The organism is Pseudomonas sp. KNUC1026, from assembly GCF_021650705.1.
Lineage (GTDB): Bacteria > Pseudomonadota > Gammaproteobacteria > Pseudomonadales > Pseudomonadaceae > Aquipseudomonas.
Genome location: NZ_CP087138.1, coordinates 4,615,607 through 4,637,500 on the forward strand (window position 1 = coordinate 4,615,607; position 21,894 = coordinate 4,637,500).

Consider the following 21,894-nt stretch of genomic DNA (forward strand, 5'->3'; position numbering starts at 1 on the left):
GGGATATTCGATGCTAAACGGCCTTTGGCTCGGCTTTTTCCTGGTAGCGGCAGTTTCCGCCCTCGGGCAATGGCTGTTTGCGGGCAACAGCGGCATCTTTGCGGCCATGGTCGAAAGCATCTTCGCCATGGCCAAGTTGTCTGTGGAAGTGATGGTGCTGCTGTTCGGCACCCTCACCCTCTGGCTGGGCTTTTTGCGCATCGCCGAAAAAGCAGGGATCGTCGACTGGCTGGCCAAGGTGCTGGGCCCGTTGTTCAGCCGGCTGATGCCGGAAGTGCCGCCTGGGCACCCCGCCCTAGGCCTTATCACCTTGAATTTCGCAGCCAACGCCCTCGGGCTGGACAACGCCGCCACGCCCATCGGCCTTAAAGCCATGCGTGCGCTTCAGGAGCTCAATCCGAGCGCAACGGTCGCCAGCAACGCGCAAATTCTCTTTCTGGTGCTCAACGCGTCCTCCCTGACGTTGCTTCCGGTGACCATCTTCATGTACCGCGCCCAGCAAGGCGCACCCGACCCGACCCTGGTGTTCCTGCCCATCCTGCTCGCCACCAGTTGCTCCACCCTGGTAGGGCTGCTGAGTGTGGCCATCGTGCAGCGCCTGCGCCTCTGGGACCCTGTGGTGCTCGCTTACCTGGTGCCGGGCGCGCTGCTGCTGGGTGCATTCATGGCGTTCCTGGGTACCCTCTCTGCTGCAGCGCTCGCCAGCCTCTCGTCGATCCTGGGCAACGTCACGCTGTTCGGATTGATCACGTTGTTCTTGCTGATAGGCGCATTCAAGCGCCTGCCGGTGTACGAAACGTTCATCGAAGGCGCCAAGGAAGGCTTCGATGTGGCCAAGAACCTGCTGCCCTATCTGGTGGCCATGCTGTGCGCGATCGGGGTGCTTCGGGCTTCCGGTGCGCTCGACCTGTTACTTTGAGGGCATTCGCCATCTGGTGCAGTGGGCAGGCATCGATACACGCTTCGTCGATGCCTTGCCCACGGCGCTGGTCAAGCCGTTCTCTGGCAGCGCTGCACGTGCAATGTTGATCGAGACCATGAAAAGCCAGGGTGTGGACAGCTTCCCGGCCCTGGTGGCGGCTACTATCCAGGGCAGCACCGAGACCACGTTCTATGTGTTGGCGGTGTACTTCGGGGCGGTGGGCATCCAGCGCGCGCGCCATGCCGTGGGCTGCGCGCTGCTGGCTGAACTGGCCGGCGTGATTGCGGCCATTGCGGTGTGTTACTGGTTCTTCGCCTGATCGGCCGCCGGCGCCGCAGGTGCGGCGTCGGGCGTGATACGAAACTTCAGCATCCCGATAAGCTGGCCGTCTTCGGTTTCCACGCGGACACGCCACTTGCCGGTAGGGTCGGCGGGGAAGTTCTGCTTGCGGGTCCAGGCGCGGTAACCCTCCTTGCGGCCGCCATGGATGTCCAGGGGGATTCGGTCCATGTCGTTGCCGTTAAGCTCCCACACATGGTAGATCCGTTCGTCCAGGCCCCTCGGCGCATTGATGGCCGTGTAGGCGTACACACCGTTGCGGGCCTGGCTGGCAGTCAGGCTTTCCAGGCCTTCGCCGTGCGTGCGGGTCTGGTTGTCCAGGTCCTGAGTGATGGCGTCTTCGGTCAGCCACAAGGTGGCTGGTGGCACCCAGGTACGCAGCAACCAGCCGGCGCCACCCACTGCAAGCGTGACTGTAATCAGCAGCAACCCGCGGCGCCACGTGCGGATCGGGAAACTGCTGGCCAGGCTGGGGAACGACAGCGCCATGGCGGTGATGAGCGCCAGCTGGAAGCTTTCGGACGTGGTCAGGTGCAGGATGATCGGCAGCGCCGTGAGCATTGCCGCGAACAGCGTGAGCATGTGCATAGCCAGGAACAGCCAGCGCCGTGGCGCTACCCAGTGGTAGTAGAGCGGGTCGACGATCGACACCAGCCCCACCAGCCCCAGTAACCCGGTGAACACCAGCTGGCCGCTGTTCCAGCTAGTGGTGATGAAGAAGAACGGCAGCACGAAGAACAGGCTTTCCTGGTGGATCATCTGCGTGAGGTAACGCAGCACCGCTGGCGGGATCTCGCGCTTGAAGCGCCGGGTGAAGAACCCCGTCACGGCGTTTTCCACCATCAGCCACAGCCAGCTCACCAGCAGCACGATGGCGATGGGCGTGGCGAGCTTGGCCTGGCGGTCGACCAGCATGAAGCTGCCCAGGCCTGAGCAGAAGCCGAACAGCGCGACCACGCCGGGGTAACGTTTGAGCAGTTCGATCACGCGCAGGATGATCGGAGGCAATGGCTTCATAAGGTGCCCGGAATGGTACGAAAGCGCACAGGATACCGGCTCAGGGCCTGCGGTGCTTGCCCGCCCATCAACGCCGGCGCCGTATCAAAAGCACCACGCCCACCAGCAGAATGAGCAGGCCGGCCAGCACCCATGGGCCGTAGTCCAGCGCCGACTGCAACTGGTCGTAACTCACCATGCGCTGCTCGACACGCACGTAGCCAGGGTCGGCCAGCATGCGCCGCAGGGCGTCGTTGGCCTGTTCGAAGTTCACCGCGCGCAGTGCCTTCTGCGGGTCTGAAAAATGGCCGTCTTCGTAGTCGGCCAACGATTGCCAATAGTAGTCGGCCAAGGCGCTGTTGCCCTGCACCGCCCAGGCCTGGCGGGAGACGCTGGCGAGCTTGATACGGTCGAACGTCGCGCGGTCGAGGCCGTGCTCGCGCAGGCTTTGCAGCATGTCGGCCAGAGCCTGGTGGGCAGCCGGCAGATCAATGCGGTCCACGCTTGCGTTCAGGCTCATCACGCCTTGGTTGCCGAACCCCTCATTGGCGCTCCATGGCCCATAGGACAGCCCATGCTGGAGCCGCATCTGGCTGTAGAGCGCCCAGTCCAGGTAATCCTGGAGCACGTCCCAGGTCGCGGCGGGCACGTCGTCTGGAAGGTCGGGCTCCAGGAAATACCAGTGCAGTGTGGCAGCGTCGCCCACCCAGCCGGCATAGAGCGTGCGCTCGCGCTGGGCTGCGTGGCCTTCCAGCGTGGCCGCGGAGTGTTCGCCCGGCTCGGTGGCCGGCAGGTTGCCGTAAGTACGCTCAAGGTAGGCGGGCAGCAGCTTGTCCAGCTCCCCTACCATGATCAGGGTCATGTTGTTAGGGGCGTACCATTGCTGGCGCACCTGGTTGACCTGCGCCAGCGTCAGGCCTGCTGGGGAGGCGCGATCAGCGCAGCGCAGGCCCATCTCGACAGCCAGCTGGTCGCTGGCTTCCCGGGCCAGCCCTTCACGATCGACCCAGCGCTGCAGATGAGAGGCATGGCCGCCGTCTTCGTGCTCGACGATCTTGCGTGCTTCTTCGAGCCGGGCTTGAGTGATTTCGGTGCGGGTGATGATGGCCAGCAACAGGTCGAGTACCTTGCGCTGGTTGCTGGCTGGAGCTTCGATGACGAAGGTGGTGTCGACATCGCTGGTGAAAGCGTTCCACTCACCGCCCAAGGCCTGCATGCGCTGTTCGAGGCCGGCCTCACCGCTGTCGTCCAGGCCGCTGAACAACAGGTGTTCGAGCAGGTGCGGCAGCTCCTGGGTCGCGCAGGGGAAGTCGTCGAAGCCCACGCCTACCACCAGGCGAATCGCCACGTGGCCTCTCTCGGTACTGGGCTTGAGCAGCACTTGCAGGCCGTTATCGAGCAGGTAGCCCTCGACCTGCAGGCGGTCGGCGGCAAAGGATGGCAGCGGTAGGCAGAGCAGCAGGATCAACAGCAGACAGCGCATACGGGCGTCCTTGCGGTAACGGGCAAAGCCTACGCCATGCACGGGCTCAGTCAACAGACTGCGCCGGTAAGCTGTCGTTCAAGGCGTTTCCTGAGTCGCCTCGGCGAGCAGGGCGCCGGTGTCGGCAGTGCCCAGTACCGCGTAGGCACTGGCGCAAAACAGCGAGTTCAGGCGCTTCATGTCGGCGATCAGCTCCAGGTGCAACGAACTGGTCTCGATGCTTTGCACGACCTTGCGTTGCAGGCGGCTGACGTGCGCATGGGCAAGGCGCCGCTCCAGCGCGCGGAAGGTGCGCTTTTCCTTGAGCAACTGGCGAGCGCTCTCAGGGTTGCCGCTCAGGTACACGTTAAGGCCCAGGCGCAGATTGGCCATCAGCTGTGTGTGCAGCTCGGCCATTTCTTCCAGGCCCACATCGGAGAACGAGCGCCGCTGCGAGGTCTTTTGCTGCTGCACCTTGCGCAGCATGCGTTCGATCAGGTCGCTGGCCAGGTTCAGGTTCACCGCAAGCTCGATGGTCTCGGCCCAGCGATGGCTGTCCTGGTCGCTCAGGTCTTCGCGCGGCATCTGCGCCAGATAGAGTTTCACCGCGCTGTACAGCGCTTCTGCGTCGTCACTGAGTTGGCGCACTTCCTGGGTCACGGCGCTCTGCTGGCCGCGCAACACGTTGAGCATGGCCCGCAGCAGGTTTTCGACGATATCGCCGATGCGCAGGGTTTCACGGGTGGCGTTGGCCAGCGCCAGGCTAGGTGTGCTGAGGGCGGCCGGGTCCAGGTGGCGCGGCCCGGCTTCGCGTTGAGTTTCCGGGCGTGGCTGCAGCAGCGCGCTGCACAGTTTGGCCATCCAACCGGTGGTCGGCAGGAGAAGGGCGCAGCGCAAGCTGTTGTAGATCACGTGAAAGCCGATCACCATCGTCTGCGCGTCGTAATTGAGCGAGTCCATCCAGTGCGCTAGAGGCTCCAGCACCGGAATGATGAGCAGCAGGCCCAATAATTTGTAGAGCAGGCTGCCCAGCGCGACCTGGCGGCCGGGTGTGTTCTGCATGTTGGTGGATATGAATGCCAGCAGGCCGCTGCCGATATTGGCGCCGATCACCAGGCCGATCGCCACCGGCAGGCTGATCACGCCAGCCTCGGCCAGCGTTGCGGTGAGCAGCACAGCGGCCAGGCTCGAATACGACACCATGGCGAACAGCGCGCCCACCAACGCATCGAGCAGAATGTCGCCGGTCAGCGACCCGAACAACACTTTCACGCCTTGCGCATGAGTGATGGGCGTCGCTGCCTCCACAATCAGCTGCAACGCCAGGATGATCAGCCCCAGGCCGATGCCGACCCTGCCCATCTGGCCAACGCGGGTTTGCTTGCGCGAGAGAAAAGCACCACGCCCAGGAAGATCAGCAGCGGCGATAGCCAGGAGAGGTCGAACGTAAGCACCCGGGACATCAATGCGGTGCCTACGTCGGCACCGAGCATGATGGTGAGCGCCGGCACGAGCGTCATCAGCCCCTGGCCGACGAACGAGGTGGTGAGCATGGCGGTGGCGTTACTGCTTTGCACCACCGCAGTGACCAGGATGCCAGCAATGAACGCCAGTGGCCGCTTGGCCATGTTCTGGCCCAGCAGCCGGCGCAGGGCGGTGCCGTAGACACGCAGGATGCCGGTACGCACGATGTGCGTGCCCCACACCAGCAGGGCCACGGCAGAAAGCAGATTGAGCAGGGTCAGCATGAACTTCGGCCTCCCTGTTGAGCGCCGCCTGATCCCAGGCGGTGAAGTGTGATGCTGTGAAGCGCTCCAGCATCGCACAGCGCGCACTCATTTTGAAACAAAACTGTAATATTTCACTCCTGGTCGGGCTTGCTTTTACGTTTGCCCACACTGGTACGCATCCGGATGTTGATGGCCTCCACGGCGAGTGAAAACGCCATCGCAAAGTAAACGTAGCCCTTGGGCACGTGCACGTCGAATGCCTCGGCGACCAACACGGTACCCACCACCAGCAGAAACGAAAGCGCCAACATTTTCAGGGAAGGGTGCGCATCGATGAAGCGGCTGATCGCGCCTGAGGCCAGCATCATCACCAGCACGGCGACCACGATGGCGGCGATCATCACCGGAACGTGCGACACCATCCCCACGGCGGTAATGACCGAATCCAGCGAAAAGACGATGTCGATGATCGCGATCTGGATGATGGTGAACCAGAAATTGCCGCCTTTGCCTTTGGGCTCGTCACCGCCTTCCTCTTCGCCCTCCATCCCGTGATAGATCTCCTGGGCGCTCTTCCAGAGCAGGAACAGGCCGCCGAGCAGCAGAATCAGGTCACGGCCGGAGATGCCTTGGCCGAAAACGCTGAACAGGTCGGTAGTCAGGCGCATCACCCAGGTGATCGACAGCAACAACAGGATGCGCGTGACCATCGCCAGCGCGAGGCCGAACAGCCGTGTGCGCCTCTGCATGGGTTTGGGCATGCGGCTGACCAGGATGGAAATCATGATGATGTTGTCGATGCCGAGCACGATTTCCAGTGCGGTCAGCGTGAAAAAAGCCACCCAGATTTCGGGGCTGGTCAACCAGGCCATGCGTGTTCCTTTAAGCGTTCATTGAAGTGGGGTTACAGGCTGCCAACCAGCGGGAAGGTTCCCAGCAGCAGGGCCGCGAGCAGGATGCACAGGCACACCAGCACCGCCCATTTGAGGGTGAAGCGCTGGTGGTCGCCAAATTCGATACCCGCCAGCGCAACCAGCAAGTAGGTCGAGGGTACCAATGGGCTGAGCAGATGCACCGGTTGCCCGACGATCGACGCGCGCGCCATCTCCACCGGTGTGATGCCGTAGTGGCTGGCGGCTTCGGCCAGCACCGGCAGCACGCCGTAATAGAAGGCGTCGTTGGACATGAAGAAGGTGAACGGCATGCTCACCAGCGCCGTGATAGGCGCCAGGTAAGGCCCCATGGCGTCCGGAATCACTGCCAGCAGGCTTTTCGACATGGCGCTGACCATGCCGGTGCCAGAGAGGATGCCGGTGAAGATGCCTGCCGCGAAAATCAGGCCGACCACCGCCAACACATTGCCCGCATGGGCGGCGACGCGTTCTTTCTGCGCTTGCAGGCAGGGGTAGTTCACGATCATCGCGATGCTGAACGCCACCATGAACAGCACCGGCAGCGGCAGCAGGCCGTTGATTAGCGCCACCATCAGCACCAAAGTGAGCAGGGCGTTGAACCACAACAGCTTGGGCCGGCGCGCCTCGGGGAACTGCGACACGCTGATCTCGCTGTGCGCGTTCGGGTCGTCGGGTAACTTCAGCTCGCCAAGGCGTACGCGCTCGCGCTTGCCGTACCAGTAGGCGATCAGCAGGATCGCCACTACACCGGCGAGCATGGCCGGGATCATCGGCACGAAGATATCCGAAGGGTCCACATGCAGGGCGCTGGCAGCGCGCGCTGTCGGGCCACCCCAGGGCGTCATGTTCATCACACCGCCCGCCAGGATGATCAGCCCCGCCATCAGCCGAGGGCTCATGCCCAGGCGTTGATACAGCGGCAGCAACGCAGCGCAGCAGATCATGTAGGTCGTGGCGCCATCACCATCGAGCGACACCACCAGCGCCAGGACGGCGGTACCCACCGATACCTTCAGCGGGTCGCCCTTGACCAGGCGCAGAATGCCGCGCACGGCCGGGTCGAACAGGCCGGAGTCGATCATCAGGGCGAAATAGAGAATGGCGAACATCAGCATCACGCCGGTCGGCGCCAGTTTGCTGATGCCTTCGAGCATCATCGGGCCGATGTTGCTGGCGAAACCGCCGAACAGGGCGAAGAGAATCGGGATGATGATCAGCGCGATGAGCGCAGACAGCCGTTTGGTCATGATCAGCACCATGAAGGTGATGACCATGGCAAAGCCAAGGAAAGTCAACATTGCAGCACCCTTGTTGTTTTTGTGTTCTGGGGCCGATGGTATTGGGGCAAGCTTTCACGAGGCTTTCTGAGTGCGTCGGGCGGGCTCAGGGGGCGGTGGTGGATTCGCGGTCGATGTCTTCGGGCCACTTGACCTTGGGAGCCCAGCGGCGGAAGGGGCTGTACCAGACGAGTTCGTTCGGGTCGCGGGGGGTGTCGAAGGGTGGGAGGGCGTCGGGGCCTTTTTCCATGTAGGTGTGGATATAAAGCCAGGGATCTTCGGAAGCGTTGTTGTAATTCAGCGGAAATCGGTCGATTACTCTGTTGGTGCCGAGTTTGACGATTGATAGCATGATTCCGCACCGATTGCGCGTGCCAGAGCCAGTTGACCAAAGTTCGGCACGCACTTGTGGCCAGTCGTATATGACGATTCTGATCGGCCAAGGGCGCCAAGCAGCCCAATGACAGAATTTGAAATTATAAGCGTATAGTTTCTGGCGGGCGTAGTTGAAGCGGATCGGCTCGTTCAAGGGTGTTTCCAAGTCTATGCGCAGTGCAATAACAGCTATCCAAAGAATAATCGGCAGCATCAGAATTGCGCTTGCTTTGGAACTGATGCCGATGGTTGCCCAGCCGTTAACCAATAAGTAAATCAACACAGGCACCAATAGCAGGAATAAAAATCCAAAGAGTGCCGCCAACCCACGAATCGATAAGCTGGACCTGCGGATCTCTAAAAAAATCCTGCTTTTAAAATTAAGTTTTATGGGCGTATGCGAGATGGTATATACGAAATGTCTTCCCGGATCGACCAGGTCTTTTTTCCAGCCTGGTGAAGGCGGAGCTAAATTTGGCGTGTCGGATTTCGGTGATCTACTGTAGCTCATTGTTTGCTCTTATGTAGGATTTTCAATGGCCGAGAATTTCTTGAATGATCAGGCCAATAATCCACGGAAGCCTCAAGAAAATCAGTGATATTCGTTTGATTTAATTGAAGAGATCCCGTTATTTTCAAAGCATTTTCGCTTTCCGAGATGCTTACGTTGCGAGCGCTAGGTGATTTGATGGCGCGTACAGAAAAATAGGTTGGATCGAGTATCTCGAGATCGCCGTCTTCACTACCCGATATCAATGTAAGCGCCGTATCAAAATCCGTGGCCTTGCTCGTTATCTTGAATGCATAGCGGGACAGTCCCTTTTGATACTCCGGAAGTATTATTTTGAAATTCAAATATGCTAGGGCTGCGACTGACGCACCATCTCTGAAGATAGGTGCTTCGGTTTGATCGGACGACTCCCCCTCATCCACCAATTTGATCTGGACGGAAACGTCTGCCGACGCCCCCAAAATAGCGACGTTCAGTTCATTGGTGGATATATCAAACTGGTTTGAGCTTAGCCACTGCCTAGCCTCCATGGGCAACCCCCACAAAGTCTTTCTTACCCAATTTTCAATCGCGGCTGACTCGAGGTTTTTAGCGCTTTTGAAAAATACATAGGCAACCAGCATGAACGCGATCCCAATACCTGTTGCGCCAAGGACATAAGAGGCACCTAGTGCTGCGTAAATAAAAAAGGCTGATGAAGCTAAGGAAGCTGTCCCGGCAATCACGTAGTCGAAGCCTGCTGCTGCATCTTTCTGCAGATAGCTTCTGATAGCTGCTGTGTAATACGAAACAGCATCCGCGATCCCAGCCAACGCCGCGATAGCCGCACCTCGTTTCGCAATCTCCACTCCCAACGTCGTTGCATTTATCCCTGCGCCCACCACCCACCCAGGCCGCGCCACCTGCACCGCAAACCCCGCTGCCTCAACTCCCATCCCGATCACCCCAAATGTTGCCGACCCCACTGCAGCCAGCGCCTCCGCCCGTTCATCACTCGCCACCTCCAACAGCGCTTTGTAATTACGCAGCAAACTGTCCTGCTGAAACCACAACCCACCCAGGCTCAGCAGCATCGGCGCGGTCCCAGGCTTGTATCCTTTCACCGCATCCTGCAAGTCCCACAGCGCATTCCTGGCCAGCAACTGCGCCATGGAGGCGTTGATCTTCAGCTCCTGCACGCTGTTCGCCAGGCCACTTTGCAGCCCGCCCAACCCAATACCGATGGCACGCACATTAGCCATTGCTCCGTTACGCGCGAGCTCGCCCGCCTGGGCAAGCCGTGCGTTGAGCGCACCCGCACTCTCCAGCGTCCAGAGTGTGACGGTGATGAGCTTCTCGCTGCGGGTTGAGATGGCAGCGGTGAATGCGGCGTTCATGACTGTTGCGCGTACTTTCGCCTGGCCCGGTTTGCGCAGGTTGTCGTCCAGCGTCTTGATGAAGGCTTCAGTGCGGGTACGCAGGGTGTTGTTGAGCAGCTTGAGGTATTCGCCAACTGTGAGTTGCACAATCATGGGCGTGAAGTACAGGCCTGCATAGCGCAGCATGGCGATGCTGTGGAGATGGCCGACCAGCGCCCGTGCCTGCTGGCTGAGCCGGGGGCCGAGGGTGTGCTGGGCATTGTTGGCGGCGGCGAGCAGCTGGGCGCTGGCGTTCTGCACTGCCTCGGTCATCAGCTTCTTGCCCTCATCGCTGGTGATCAGGCCCTTGATACTGTCGTACACCTTGTACAGTTCATCGCCGGCGAGGCCGGTTTTCACTTGTTCCAGCAAAGCTTGATGCTTGGCCAGCAGACTTTGATAGAACAGGCTGTCGGTGTCTTCGAGCAGGCGTTTCCATAGTGCCTGGGTCGGCCCCAGTGGCTGATCTTCAACGGATAGCCGCTCGGTCGGCCCGCCGCCAGCACGGCCGATACCATCTGGATGAAACCCTGAAGCGACAGCGAGCAGTCGGCGCTGTAGTCGTTTTCAGCGATTAGGGTGAATAAGGGATCGGTGCTTTGCTGTGCGTACAGTGAGCCCAAATCATCGACGCTCTTCTGCCACCGATCCAGCTCGCGTTGGTAGGCCGTATCGAATGCCGCTCGGGCACTTTCGTCATAGCGTTCATCGAGCCGGGCCAATGCCTCCTTGCGATGCTGTGCAGTGACCGCAGCGGCGCTGACTGGCGGCAGCGCTGCCTTTTCTCCGAAATAGCCGCTGTTCCATTTCTCGCGACGCGCACGCTTCTCTTTGACCGCTTCCTCCGCCTGCGCCTCTGCACTACGCTCATAGGCCGCGCGCAGCCCAAGCAGCGTTTGCGAGGTGAAGTATTCAAACCGCCGCTGCGGCTCGGCCCGCCATTGCTGCATGGCCTCGAACCGCGCCAGGCGCTGGGCGTTGAGCTCTTGCAGCACGCCGACCGGGTCATCGAGGGTGATCGCCAGCACGCCTTGCGGCAGTTTTTCGCGCTCGGTCAGTGTCTGGATGTAGGCCTGAAATACGTGGGGCAGTTTCCAGCGCGAGCAGAAGCCGTGAGTGCTGGCGAATTTATCAAGCTGTCGGGTTGCAAATTCCAGCACCGAATCCAGGCCCATGTGCTTAGCCGCCATGGCGATGCCGAGCTGCGCCGGCTGTTCGCGGGCGACCGCAAGGTCCACTTTCCGAAAGCGCGCCCCTAGCGGCGACCCGCCTTGGACGGCCTTTTTATAAAGATCGAGCACCTCACCCGGCCAGGGATCATTGGCGAAAGCCAGCCAGGCCTTGCTGTAGCGGGCGGTGTCGATATTGATGAACGAAGCAGGAAGCTGGTGATTGTTACGGATGCACTGCTCGGTGACCGGCGCCGGCGGGGCGAGCGGCATCTGCAACGGCACGAACTGCCGCAACAGGCCTTGCTCGGTCACCTCGTAGGCCTGCCATACCCGGGCGTCGAGCAGGACGTACAGGTAACCCTGTCGCAGTGTGCGCAACTGGCCCAATTGCGCTGTGGTTACATCGGCGTCGATATCACCGGCCGGCGTGGCAAAGGCACTGCGCAGCGGCAGGATCGGCAAGCCAGCGCGCTGGCAGGTGGCACAACGGCCCACCGGCACCGGGTCGTTCTCGGCCAGGAGGATTTCGAGGGGGAGTGCTGCTTCATGGCGGGGGGAACCCGTTCCGGCTGCTCGGGAAGCGCATGGGAGCATGCCGGGAACGGGCGGTTGAATAGGCGAAGCTCTGAAACCCGGACTCGGTCGGTTTCGTATTTGAGCTACAGCGTCAGCCCACCGCTAGCCTTGTGCAGGTCGCGCAAGTGCTGGCCGATCAGCTTGAGGTTCGCTTCACTGGCCTCGATGCCCTGCACGCGCTCGGGACTCAACAGGGCACGGATTTCCTTGTCCAGGCTGACGTTGAGCTGCTGGAGTTTCTTCTGCCGTTCGCTGCTTTCGCGCTCCAGGCGCTGCCATTCGCCTTGTTGGGGCAGCCCGTAGCCATCGCTGCCCAGCAGCTCTGCCGGGCGGCTGAGGAAGCCGCTGCCGGCCAGTATCGCTTCCAGAGTGCCGTTGGCATTGGCAACGTTCGGGTCGTTGGCGGCGCGAGCATTGAGGTAGCGTTGTTTGACCTCGTCCTGTGCCAGCAGCAATTGCCGCCGAAAGCCTGCCTGTTCAAGTAACAGCAAGGCGGCGCTGGCTCGCAGGTCGGCCTGCTCGAACCAGGGGCGGCGATCTTCCGGGTTTTGCTCAAGCCACTGTTCGACGCTCTTTTGTTTGATCGGCAAGCGCTCGCGTACCACCTTGAACATCGCGTCGTAACGGTCACGGTAGGAGTCGAACAGGTAACCGCGGCGCAGGGCTTCTTTCTTGTCATCCAGCACATGGGTGTCGGCCAGGCCCCGGCCTTGCAGCACGCGCAGCAAGCCGTTGGGTACGATACTGTCCAAGCCCTCCAGGGAACCCACGTCGGTACCGCTGCGCAGCAACTTGAGGGTCTCTACTGCGCAATTGTTGGAGAGGAAATAGTAGCTGCCGTCGTAGCTCCAGTGCATTTCAGCGGCGTGGCGCACCAAGGATTCGATCTGGGCCCGGTCGAGCTTGAGTGGTACCGACGCCAGGCTGCGCAGTTCGATCTTGGTGTATTCGTCGATGACCTGATTCAGCGGCAGCACGAACAGCCGCGATGGATATTGGCCATTCAGGCCGCCCCAGGTCGAGAGCTGTACATCGTTGACGAACGCGCGATACGACAGTACCAGGCTCTGGTCCAGGTCCAGCCGGCAATCCGGCCCGCGAGGGCGGCCGGGGCGCAGATCACCAGGCGCAGCATGCTGTGGCCCCAGCGGCTTACCCAGTTCTGGTTGGCTTCGGCCAGCAGATAGTCCACTTCATAGACCCGCTCGGGGTCGATCTTGCCCAATGGCTCGCGGGCGAAATCACTGCCAGCGTTCAGGTAGGGCAACTCGCTGGGGCACTGCGCGGCCTTATCCGGTGCCCAGCCGAACTGCGCCTTGTACCATGCGAAGAGTTCAGGCCGGCGGCAGGGGTAGCTGGGGTCGAGCAGGAAATACTCCATGTTGACCGCCACGAACTCACGAGCGTTGGTGGTCTCGTAGAGGTCCGGGCTGCGCGCGATCTGGCGGTTGTCTACCTCGCGCTGCCCGCGTTGGCCGATCGACTGCGGCCAGCCGGCCAGGTCCAGAAGGCGAGGGTCATCACTCAGGGTGAAGCGGCGGTCGGTTTCGCCACGGCAATCGTCGGCCAGGCCCACATCACCATTGGCCTGCATTTGCCGCTGGCAACGCAGGATTACCGCGCGTTGCTCGGCAGGCCAGAGGCGGGCGCGGTCATAGATGTGGGTGAGCTCATGCAGCACAGTGGCCAGCAGTTCCTGGCGTACGGTGCCGTGGGGGCGGCCGGTCTGCTGGGTTGCAGCGCTGCCGTCGGTAAGGCCGGGCAGCAGCTTGAGATTGAGCTCCAACTCCGAAACTGGGCTGGCCTCGCCGTAAGCCGCCGCCGGAAGGGCATCTGACCAGCGCACGCTGACCGTACGGTCGAGCCGCTGCTTGAAGCTTGGCGGCAGGTGCGCCATGGCATCATCAAGCAGGGTTTGGCTGGCGCTTTGCTGCGCTGTGCTCAAACCTTGGGTATCCAGTTCGAGCGCCAGGGCTGCCATCGCACTGCTGGTACCGGCCCAGAGCACCACGCCCAGCAGCCAGCCGACCAGGCACCTCACAGTGCGAGGATAGCCTCTGCCAACTGCTGATCGCTTGCACCTTCCGCTTCGGGCAGGTGCGCGCGCAGCGTATTGAATGCAGCTTCCAGTTGCACGCCACGGTAGCCGCCGCTGCTGGCGACGTAGCTGGCGGCGTCGTCCTTGGCGGCCATCACCACCTTGGAGTCACGGACCGAAGTGGTGGTATCGGAGGTAAAGTCGATCGAGCGGCCGAAGGCACGGACGATGATGTTACTGGTAGCCACCAGGGTGTGGGCCTGGGCGAGGTCCGCCACTGCGAGCAGGCTGAGGGTGGCCGCGATCAACGACTTGCGCATCTAAGGGTGTCTCCGGGGGTTGCGGTAACGATAAGTGCTCATTGGACGAGGATGGCCTGCGCCAGTTCAAGGTCGCCCGCATGAAGTTTGGGGTGGTGCTCACGCAGGTGGCCTAGCGCTGCTTCAAGCCTGGCTCCGCGGATATCACCGCCGCTGGCGACGAAAGCTGCCGCGTCATCCTGAGCTGCACTGACAAGCTTGTGTTCGAACGGCGTGCTGGTCAGCTTGCTGGTGACATACCCACTGATGACCACGCCTTGGGTAGTGGTGTCGAACGCCTGAGCGCTGCTCGCCCAGGCCAACAGGAGGCAAAGCGGTAGGAGTTTGTGCATCGAACTGCCAATAGCTGTGAAACATGAGCAGCAAGGCTAGCGGAACGCTCTGGAGCGGGCTAGCCCTGAAGGTGGCTCGGGAAACATTAATGTACAAACTTTCATCGCGCCGACGCCGTCATTGGGCGGCCAGAATGGCCTGCGCCAGTTTGGCATCAGAGGCCTGCAGCGTTGGCTGCTGGCTACGGATGAAGGCAAAGGCGCTCTCCAGCTGTGCCCCTCGCACTTCGCCAGAGGTGGCTACGAAACTGGCGGCGTCTTCGCGGGCAGCGCGCACGATCTTGTTGTCACGCAGCGAGGAGGTTGCGTCGGAAGTTGCATTGGTACTGGCGTTCACGCCACGCACCAGTGCATCTGTGGTTACGACGAAGCTGCTGGCGTTCGCGCCGCAGGACATAACCAGTAACAAGGCGCCGGTGTAATGGACAGCTTTCATGGGCAGGGTCTCGAAGTCGGAAGGCAAGCGGCTCATTAGAGCCTTTCCTGCCGCAAGGTTCCAGAGTAGGTAAGCCAAGCGAAAACTGTACTGGTAATTTTTTAACTCATAGAAACTGTTATTGGATTCGATAACCCTCTGAACAGGCAACAAAAAACCCGCATCGGGAACACCGTGCGGGTTTTGGAATGCCTTGCGAGCTTCGCTCGCGCTGGCATCAACGCCAGAAAGGCTTGCTCAGCTCTTCGTAGCGCTGGGATTCGCTGATGCCGGCGTCGGCCAGAAGGCGCGAATCCAGGCGAGCCAGTTGATGGCGGCTGGCGATGCGGCGCTGCCACAGGCTCACGTTAGCGGCTACGCGGAGCATCAACGAGGTAGGTTGAGCGGCGCGTTGTTTGAACTGAATGCCGGAACTGAGGGTACGTTCCATGGTGATCATCCTTCCGCTTTTGGCGGGACTAGAGAAGTGGTTTGAACTTGGAACAAATGATGCGCTTCCCGAGGCCGTCGCTAAAGGTACAGTTGTGCAATATTGTGGTCAGTCAGTCAGCTGTTATAGCCCCCTGTTGCGCTCATTTTGGGGCAAACTGTACTGGTTCGCACCTGTTTGGTGCATTTATAAAGAAAGGGATGGGGTTTATAACGGGAATAGGGTGTTTTCGAGCGGTACAGTAGAACAGTTTTAGTGAGGTGCGACAGGGCGCCGCACTCCCCCTCTAAACTGTACCGCTCTCAGTCAAACAGATCGGCCGTCAATCGATGAGCATCTTGCCTGTCTCTTCGGCATTGATGTGCCAGGCTAGTGCTTCGCGGAGCACGTGCGGCGTGTGCCCGCCGCGTTCACAGGCGCGCTCGTAGTAGCTGTTCAGTGCTGCTCTGTAAGCTGGGTGCACGCAGTTGTCAATGATCACTCGCGCCCTTTCCCGAGGGGCGAGCCCGCGCAGGTCGGCCAGGCCTTGTTCGGTAACCAGAATGTCCACATCGTGTTCGGTATGGTCGACATGGCTCACCATCGGCACCACGCTCGACAGCGCGCCGGCCTTGGCGACCGACTTGGTCACAAAGATTGCCAAGTGAGCATTCCGGGCAAAATCGCCCGAGCCGCCGATGCCATTCATCATGCGGGTGCCACACACATGGGTGGAATTGACGTTGCCGTAGATGTCGAACTCCAGGGCCGTGTTGATGCCGATGATACCCAGGCGGCGGATCACTTCCGGGTGGTTGGAGATTTCCTGAGGGCGCAGCACCAGGCGGGATTTGTACCGATCGAAATCAGCGAACACCTGCTCATGCTTGGGCGCCGACAGGGTCATGGAGCTGCCTGAGGCGAACGCCAGCTTGCCTGAGTCGAACAGGTCGAACGTTGAGTCCTGCAGCACTTCGGAATACATGCTCAGGTTTTCGAACGGTGAATCCAGCAGGCCGTGCATCACCGCATTGGCGATGGTGCCGATGCCTGCTTGCAGTGGCATGAGTTGCGGCGTCAGGCGCCCTTGCTCCACTTCACTGGTGAAAAATGCCACCAGGTGGTCGGCGATGGCTTTGGTTTCAGCATCAGGCGGCAGCACTGTGGAAGGCGAATCGGTTTGCTCGCTGATCACGATACCGACGATCTTGGCCGGGTCGATCGGGATGGCCGTGCCGCCGATGCGGCTATCGGCGCGCAGCACAGGGATCGGCTGGCGGGTCGGGCGGTAGGTGGGGATATAGATGTCGTGCAGGCCTTCCAGCGACAGCGGCTGGGACAGGTTGATCTCGATGATCACCTTTTTGGCCAGGATCGCAAAGCTCGCCGAGTTACCGACCGAGGTGCTCGGCACGATGTGGCCTTCTTCGGTCAATGCGATCGCCTCGACCACGGCGACGTCCACCGGGTGGATTTGCCGGTTGCGCAGTTGCTCCACGGTCTCCGACAAATGCTGGTCGATGAACATCACCTTGCCATCGTTAATGGCTTTGCGCAGGGTGCTGTCGACTTGGAACGGCATGCGCCTTGCCAGCACGCCGGCTTCGGTCAGTTGTTTGTCCAGGTCGTTGCCCAGGCTGGCACCGGTCATCAGGGTGATCTTCAACGGGTGCTGGAGCGCGCGCTGGGCCAGCGCCTGCGGCACGGCCTTGGCTTCGCCTGCACGGGTAAAGCCGCTCATGCCGACGGTCATGCCGTCTTCGATAAAGGCTGCGGCGTCTGCCGCGGTCATCACCTTGTTCTGCAAGGCGGGCATGCGGATGCGGTCGGAGTACATGATCGTTATCTCGAAACACGGAAGCAGGGTGCGAAGTCTAGGGCCTCCAATGTGAGTGCGTCCCGCTACCAAGGTCGTAAGGGAAGGCTCTAGGGTAGGCTTTTGGTGCAAAACACTATTGCAGATCACGCAAAAAAGCCCTGACCCCGGTCAAGGGGGCAGGGCTTGTTTGAAGATAGCCGGGCCTTACTCGACAGCTTTGACCATGTCCTCGATGACCTTCTTGGCATCCCCGAACACCATCATGGTCTTGTCCAGGTAGAACAGCTCGTTATCGAGGCCTGCGTAGCCGCTGGCCATCGAGCGTTTGTTGACGATGATGGTGCGTGCCTTGAACGCCTCCAGGATAGGCATCCCGGCAATCGGAGATTTGGGGTCGTTCTTGGCGGCCGGGTTCACCACGTCGTTGGCGCCCAGTACCAGTACCACATCGGCCTGGCCGAACTCGGCGTTGATGTCCTCCATCTCGAACACCTGGTCATAGGGCACCTCTGCCTCGGCCAACAGTACGTTCATGTGGCCCGGCATGCGGCCCGCGACCGGGTGAATGGCGTATTTCACCGTCACACCCTTGTGGGTGAGCTTCTCGGTCAGCTCCTTGAGCGCGTGCTGGGCGCGCGCCACGGCCAGGCCATAACCCGGCACAATGATCACGCTGTCGGCATTGCTCAGCAGGAACGAAGCGTCGTCGGGCGAGCCAGACTTGACCGGGCGCTGCTCCTGGCTGCCACCGCCGCTGCCAGCATCCACTGCACCACCGAAACCGCCGAGGATGACGTTGAAGAACGAGCGGTTCATGGCCTTGCACATGATGTAGGACAGGATCGCGCCGGACGAGCCGACCAGCGAGCCTGCAACGATCAGCATCGAGTTGTTCAGTGAAAAGCCGATCCCTGCAGCAGCCCAGCCCGAATAGCTGTTGAGCATCGACACCACCACCGGCATGTCGGCACCGCCGATAGGGATGATGATCAGCACGCCGAGCACGAAGGCCAGCGCCAGCATCAGGGCGAAGGCTGTGTAGTTGCCGGTGAACATGAACGTCAGCCCCAGGCCGAGCGTCGCCAGGCCGAGTGCGAGGTTGAGCATATGTTGCCCGCTGAACTGCACGGGCGCACCCTGGAACAGGCGGAACTTGTACTTGCCCGAGAGCTTGCCGAAGGCGATGACCGAACCGGAAAAGGTGATCGCGCCGATAGCCGCGCCCAGGAACAGCTCAAGGCGGTTGCCGGCGGGGATCGGGTCGCCCAGCAGCGCAACGATACCCAGCGATTGCGGCTCCACCACTGCCGCCACAGCGATGAACACTGCGGCCAGGCCGATCATGCTGTGCATGAACGCGACCAGCTCCGGCATCTTGGTCATCTCGACACGCTTGGCCATGACCGCGCCTGCGCTGCCACCGATCAGCAGGCCGAGGATTACCCAGGCAAGGCCGGTGACTGCCAGTTCGCTGCCCAGCTTGAAGATCAGCGCGACCGTAGTCAGCGCAGCGATTGCCATGCCGGCCATGCCGAACAGGTTGCCGCGGCGCGAGGTGGTCGGGTGCGAAAGCCCCTTGAGCGCCTGGATGAAACACACCGAAGCGATGAGGTACAGCAAGGTGACCAGGTTCATGCTCATGGCTTGTTGCCCTCGGCTTTCTTGTCTTTCTTCTTGAACATTTCCAGCATGCGGCGGGTGACCAGGAAGCCCCCGAACACGTTGACCGCTGCCAAGGCGACGGCCAGAACCCCCATGACCTTGCCCAAAGGCGTAACGGTCAGCGCGGCAGCCAGCATTGCGCCAACGATCACGATGGCAGAGATTGCATTGGTAACGGCCATCAGCGGTGTGTGCAGCGCGGGAGTGACGTTCCATACCACGTGGTAACCCACGTAGATGGCTAGCACGAAAATGATGAGGTTGTAGACCCCGTGGGAAATCAGCATGTCTTCCATAGCAGTACTCCTCAGGCGTTCTTGCGCACGGCCTGGCCGTCACGGCACATCAGGCAGGCGGCGACGATGTCGTCTTCCAGGTTGATGTTCAGGTTGCCTTGCGCGTCGAAGATCAACCGGGTGAAGTCGAGCAGATTGCGGGAGTACAGCGCCGAGGCATCGGCGGATACCTGGGCGGGCAGGTTGCTGGGGCCGACAATGGTTACGCCGTTCTGCACCACCACCTGGTCGGCCTGGGTCAGCGGGCAGTTGCCGCCTTGCACGGCGGCTAGGTCTACGATCACCGCACCGGGCTTCATCTGCGCAACCGTCTCGGCGCTGAGCAGGGTCGGCGCCTTGCGCCCAGGGATCAGCGCGGTAGTGATGACGATATCGGCCTGTTTGGCTCGCTCGTGCACGGCCTGCGCCTGGCGCTGCATCCAGCTGGCAGGCATCGGGCGGGCATAGCCGCCTACGCCTTGCGCGCACTCGCGCTCTTCATCGGTTTCGAACGGCACGTCGATGAATTTGGCGCCAAGCGATTCGATCTGCTCCTTTACAGCAGGGCGCACGTCGGAAGCCTCGATCACTGCGCCCAGGCGCTTGGCGGTTGCGATGGCCTGCAAGCCGGCCACTCCTGCGCCCAGCACCAGCACGCGTGCGGCTTTGACGGTGCCGGCGGCGGTCATCAGCATGGGCATGAAACGCGGGTAATACTGGGTAGCCAGCAGCACGGCACGGTAGCCGGCGATATTGGCTTGCGACGACAACACGTCCAGGCTCTGCGCTCGCGACGTGCGGGGCGCCGCTTCCAGCGAAAACGCAGTGATGCCGCGCGCTGCCATTCGGGCGATGTTGCTGTTGTCGAAGGGGTTGAGCATGCCGATCAGCACGCCACTGGCGTTGATCGAGGCCAGCTCCTGTTCGGAGGGTGCTATTACCTTGAGCACAACGTCGGCACCCAGCGCTTGGTCCGCACTTCCCAATTGAGCACCAACTGCCTCATAGGCGGCATCGGTAATGCTTGCCGATGTACCTGCGCCACGCTCCACGGTCACACGGTGGCCCTGGCCGAGCAGTTTCTTGATCGTCTCGGGTGTTGCCGCTACCCGCGTTTCGCCAGGGTAAGTTTCGAGAGGGACGCCTATATGCACCTTTTTATTCTCCTGCGGTTTTTTGCGCAAACAGCCGCGCGCGCCGATAGCGCGTGTGTGCCCAATGTTGAGGGTCGGGGCCGGTCCGAGGAGCCGGGAGGATGCATTGTGCGTATGAAAGCGGAGAAGTTGCAACTGAGTAAATTGAATGTTTTTAGTTGAAGCGTTTAAGTGGTTGATTATTATTGATAAATAATTGATTTATATAGAAAAATTAGATTTGCGATAATTTGCCGCAGTGTTCGAAATAGCACACAGGCTAATAATATTCATAGCTCCTATTCTTCCCCGGAATTCGCCGAGTTATAGCTCCTATTCTCTCGGGTTATTTGTTTTGAGTTATAGGTGCAATGCATTCCGGGAATACTTGCCGGAACTTTCGATCAACCAGTCCTTGAAACTTTTGACCAAGCTGTTCTGCGCCTTTCGATCCGGCACCATCAGGTAATAGGCCTTTTCACTGGGCGCGGTCGAGGGGTTTGCGATTACAAGCTGCCCGCTAGCCAGTTCGCGAGAGATCAGGAAGGGGGGATGAGGGCTATACCCATGCCATGGCTGGCGGCCATGGCCAGCATCGAGAACAGCTCGTAGCGGGGGCCGGTCATGTCTCGGGCGGCCTGCACCCCGCAGTGGTTGAACCACTGCCGCCATGCATAGGGGCGGGTGCTCTGCTGAAGCAAGGGGCGCTTGGCGATCTCGGCAGGGGCCAGCGGCTCGCCATCGTTCAATAATGCGGGGCTGCATACGGGGACCGCGTTTTCTGCCATCAAGCGGAAGGCCTGGGTGCCTGGCCAGTCGGCATCGCCGTAATAGATAGCAGCGTCAAAAGGGGTGTCGGCGAACAGGAAAGGGCGTGTGCGGTTGGTCAGGTTCACCATGGCCTGGGGATGTTGCCGCTGAAAGTCCCCCAACCTGGGGAGTAGCCATTGCGTTCCGAAGGTGGGTACTACTGCCAGCTCCAGCGCATTGCTGCCCTGCTGGCCCATGATCGACAGCGTGTCGCGCTCCACGGCGTCCAATTGCTCACTGACCCTGCGGCTATAGGCCAGGCCCGCCTCGGTCAACTTCACGCCACGGCGGGTACGCTTGAACAGCTCGACATTGAGAAAGGCTTCAAGCGATGCGATCTGGCGGCACACCGCGCCTTGGGTGAGTGAGAGCTCCTGCGCCGCGCGAGTGAAGCTTTCATGCCGGGCTGCCGCCTCGAAGCTGATAAGGGCGGCAGTGCTGGGAATCTTGCGGCGCATCTTGCTGTGCCTTTTTAATTGGTTGATAGATCGGGTTTTGCGCTTTTCGGAGTGAGAAATCAACACAACAGGCTGCAATTTCTTCGTTTGAGCGGGTTGGCAGGCTTGGCTAGGCTTGATGCACTGACTTCCACGAGGTAATGCAGATGGCCGCCAAAGCGAGTTTCAATTGGGCTGACCCACTTTTGCTCGATCAGCAGCTGAGCGACGAAGAGCGAATGGTGCGCGACAGCGCAGCGCAGTTCGCCCAGGAAAGCCTTTTGCCCAGGGTATTGGATGCATTCCGCCATGAGCGCACTGACGTCGCCATCTTCCGCGAGATGGGCGAGGTCGGCTTGCTTGGCGCCACGCTCCCCGAGCAATACGGCGGCAGCGGCCTCAATAACGTGTGCTACGGGCTCATAGCCCGTGAGGTGGAGCGCATCGACTCGGGCTACCGCTCAATGATGAGTGTGCAATCCTCACTCGTGATGGTGCCCATCCATGAATTCGGGAGCGAGGCACAGAAACAGAAGTACCTGCCCAAGCTCG

Annotated in this window: 16 protein-coding genes and 4 pseudogenes (1 of these 20 running past the window's edge); 2 read left to right on the plus strand and 18 right to left on the minus strand. The window is 60.8% G+C overall.

The window, feature by feature from the left end; all coding sequences use genetic code 11:
• The first annotated feature begins 10 nt into the window (after positions 1-10).
• Positions 11-1,241 (plus strand): annotated as a pseudogene (locus tag LN139_RS21805) (nucleoside recognition domain-containing protein).
• Here LN139_RS21805 and LN139_RS21810 read toward each other — a convergent pair.
• The 18 genes and pseudogenes from LN139_RS21810 to gcvA form a co-directional block, all read right to left on the minus strand.
• Positions 1,223-2,278 carry a DUF5924 family protein gene (locus tag LN139_RS21810; protein WP_236356918.1) on the minus strand — a complete coding sequence of 352 codons (1,056 nt, stop codon included), beginning with the start codon at positions 2,276-2,278 and terminating at the stop codon, positions 1,223-1,225. The pseudogene LN139_RS21805 and the gene LN139_RS21810 overlap by 19 nt on opposite strands.
• Before the next feature lie 67 nt (positions 2,279-2,345).
• Positions 2,346-3,740, minus strand: coding sequence for a M16 family metallopeptidase (locus tag LN139_RS21815; RefSeq protein WP_236360569.1), 1,395 nt, complete (start codon positions 3,738-3,740; stop codon positions 2,346-2,348).
• A 78-nt stretch (positions 3,741-3,818) separates the two neighbouring features.
• Positions 3,819-5,467: pseudogene (locus LN139_RS21820) on the minus strand (Na/Pi cotransporter family protein).
• Positions 5,468-5,580: 113 nt separating this feature from the next.
• Entirely contained in the window at positions 5,581-6,321 is a 741-nt protein-coding gene (locus tag LN139_RS21825) for a TerC family protein (RefSeq protein ID WP_236356920.1), read from the minus strand.
• A 32-nt stretch (positions 6,322-6,353) separates the two neighbouring features.
• Complete coding sequence (locus LN139_RS21830) at positions 6,354-7,661, minus strand: CitMHS family transporter (protein WP_236356922.1); 1,308 nt, start codon at positions 7,659-7,661, stop codon at positions 6,354-6,356.
• A gap of 85 nt (positions 7,662-7,746) precedes the next feature.
• A complete protein-coding gene (locus tag LN139_RS21835) occupies positions 7,747-8,526 on the minus strand; it encodes a DUF6708 domain-containing protein (protein ID WP_236356923.1) in 780 nt (259 codons plus the stop codon).
• On the minus strand, positions 8,523-10,295 hold the full coding sequence (locus tag LN139_RS21840) for a hypothetical protein (RefSeq protein WP_236356924.1): 1,773 nt from the start codon (positions 10,293-10,295) through the stop codon (positions 8,523-8,525). Before LN139_RS21840 ends, LN139_RS21835 begins: the two co-directional genes overlap by 4 nt.
• Complete coding sequence (locus tag LN139_RS21845) at positions 10,280-11,590, minus strand: T6SS effector BTH_I2691 family protein (RefSeq protein ID WP_236356926.1); 1,311 nt, start codon at positions 11,588-11,590, stop codon at positions 10,280-10,282. The genes LN139_RS21840 and LN139_RS21845 overlap by 16 nt, the downstream gene beginning before the upstream one ends.
• A 164-nt stretch (positions 11,591-11,754) precedes the next feature.
• Positions 11,755-13,712: pseudogene (locus tag LN139_RS21850) on the minus strand (DUF7844 domain-containing protein).
• A complete protein-coding gene (locus LN139_RS21855; RefSeq protein ID WP_236356928.1) occupies positions 13,709-14,029 on the minus strand; it encodes a DUF2388 domain-containing protein in 321 nt (106 codons plus the stop codon). The pseudogene LN139_RS21850 and the gene LN139_RS21855 overlap by 4 nt, the downstream one beginning before the upstream one ends.
• Positions 14,030-14,067: 38 nt before the next feature.
• Complete coding sequence (locus tag LN139_RS21860) at positions 14,068-14,361, minus strand: DUF2388 domain-containing protein (protein ID WP_236356930.1); 294 nt, start codon at positions 14,359-14,361, stop codon at positions 14,068-14,070.
• A 118-nt stretch (positions 14,362-14,479) separates the two neighbouring features.
• Complete coding sequence (locus tag LN139_RS21865; protein ID WP_329611056.1) at positions 14,480-14,797, minus strand: DUF2388 domain-containing protein; 318 nt, start codon at positions 14,795-14,797, stop codon at positions 14,480-14,482.
• A 217-nt stretch (positions 14,798-15,014) separates the two neighbouring features.
• Positions 15,015-15,227 (minus strand): DUF1127 domain-containing protein, encoded by a 213-nt coding sequence (locus tag LN139_RS21870; RefSeq protein ID WP_236356934.1) that lies wholly within the window; start codon positions 15,225-15,227, stop codon positions 15,015-15,017.
• 322 nt (positions 15,228-15,549) lie between these two features.
• Entirely contained in the window at positions 15,550-17,043 is a 1,494-nt protein-coding gene (locus LN139_RS21875) for an acetyl-CoA hydrolase/transferase family protein (protein WP_236356936.1), read from the minus strand.
• Between the two features lie 186 nt (positions 17,044-17,229).
• Complete coding sequence (locus tag LN139_RS21880; RefSeq protein ID WP_236356938.1) at positions 17,230-18,666, minus strand: NAD(P)(+) transhydrogenase (Re/Si-specific) subunit beta; 1,437 nt, start codon at positions 18,664-18,666, stop codon at positions 17,230-17,232.
• Positions 18,663-18,983: an NAD(P) transhydrogenase subunit alpha gene (locus LN139_RS21885; RefSeq protein ID WP_097089762.1), complete on the minus strand. Its 321-nt coding sequence runs from the start codon at positions 18,981-18,983 to the stop codon at positions 18,663-18,665. The genes LN139_RS21880 and LN139_RS21885 overlap by 4 nt, the downstream gene beginning before the upstream one ends.
• Before the next feature lie 11 nt (positions 18,984-18,994).
• A complete protein-coding gene (locus tag LN139_RS21890; protein ID WP_236356940.1) occupies positions 18,995-20,116 on the minus strand; it encodes a Re/Si-specific NAD(P)(+) transhydrogenase subunit alpha in 1,122 nt (373 codons plus the stop codon).
• Between the two features lie 339 nt (positions 20,117-20,455).
• Positions 20,456-21,363: pseudogene (gene gcvA / locus LN139_RS21895) on the minus strand (transcriptional regulator GcvA).
• Positions 21,364-21,509: 146 nt separating this feature from the next.
• Between gcvA and LN139_RS21900 the strand changes: the two are divergent.
• Positions 21,510-21,894 carry the 5' portion of an acyl-CoA dehydrogenase gene (locus tag LN139_RS21900; RefSeq protein WP_236356942.1) on the plus strand. The gene runs 797 nt beyond the window's last position, so the window shows 385 of its 1,182 coding nt (coding positions 1-385); its start codon is at positions 21,510-21,512; the stop codon falls past the right edge of the window.

What these genes read in the sequence shown, in the direction of transcription:
- LN139_RS21810 (WP_236356918.1), bottom strand. Translation starts at nt 2,278, where the DNA reads ATGAAGCCATTGCCTCCGATCATCCTGCGCGTGATCGAACTGCTCAAA.
- LN139_RS21815 (WP_236360569.1), bottom strand. Translation starts at nt 3,740, where the DNA reads ATGCGCTGTCTGCTGTTGATCCTGCTGCTCTGCCTACCGCTGCCATCC.
- LN139_RS21825 (WP_236356920.1), bottom strand. Translation starts at nt 6,321, where the DNA reads ATGGCCTGGTTGACCAGCCCCGAAATCTGGGTGGCTTTTTTCACGCTG.
- LN139_RS21830 (WP_236356922.1), bottom strand. Translation starts at nt 7,661, where the DNA reads ATGTTGACTTTCCTTGGCTTTGCCATGGTCATCACCTTCATGGTGCTG.
- LN139_RS21835 (WP_236356923.1), bottom strand. Translation starts at nt 8,526, where the DNA reads ATGAGCTACAGTAGATCACCGAAATCCGACACGCCAAATTTAGCTCCG.
- LN139_RS21855 (WP_236356928.1), bottom strand. Translation starts at nt 14,029, where the DNA reads ATGCGCAAGTCGTTGATCGCGGCCACCCTCAGCCTGCTCGCAGTGGCG.
- LN139_RS21860 (WP_236356930.1), bottom strand. Translation starts at nt 14,361, where the DNA reads ATGCACAAACTCCTACCGCTTTGCCTCCTGTTGGCCTGGGCGAGCAGC.
- LN139_RS21865 (WP_329611056.1), bottom strand. Translation starts at nt 14,797, where the DNA reads ATGAAAGCTGTCCATTACACCGGCGCCTTGTTACTGGTTATGTCCTGC.
- LN139_RS21870 (WP_236356934.1), bottom strand. Translation starts at nt 15,227, where the DNA reads ATGGAACGTACCCTCAGTTCCGGCATTCAGTTCAAACAACGCGCCGCT.
- LN139_RS21875 (WP_236356936.1), bottom strand. Translation starts at nt 17,043, where the DNA reads ATGTACTCCGACCGCATCCGCATGCCCGCCTTGCAGAACAAGGTGATG.
- LN139_RS21880 (WP_236356938.1), bottom strand. Translation starts at nt 18,666, where the DNA reads ATGAGCATGAACCTGGTCACCTTGCTGTACCTCATCGCTTCGGTGTGT.
- LN139_RS21885 (WP_097089762.1), bottom strand. Translation starts at nt 18,983, where the DNA reads ATGGAAGACATGCTGATTTCCCACGGGGTCTACAACCTCATCATTTTC.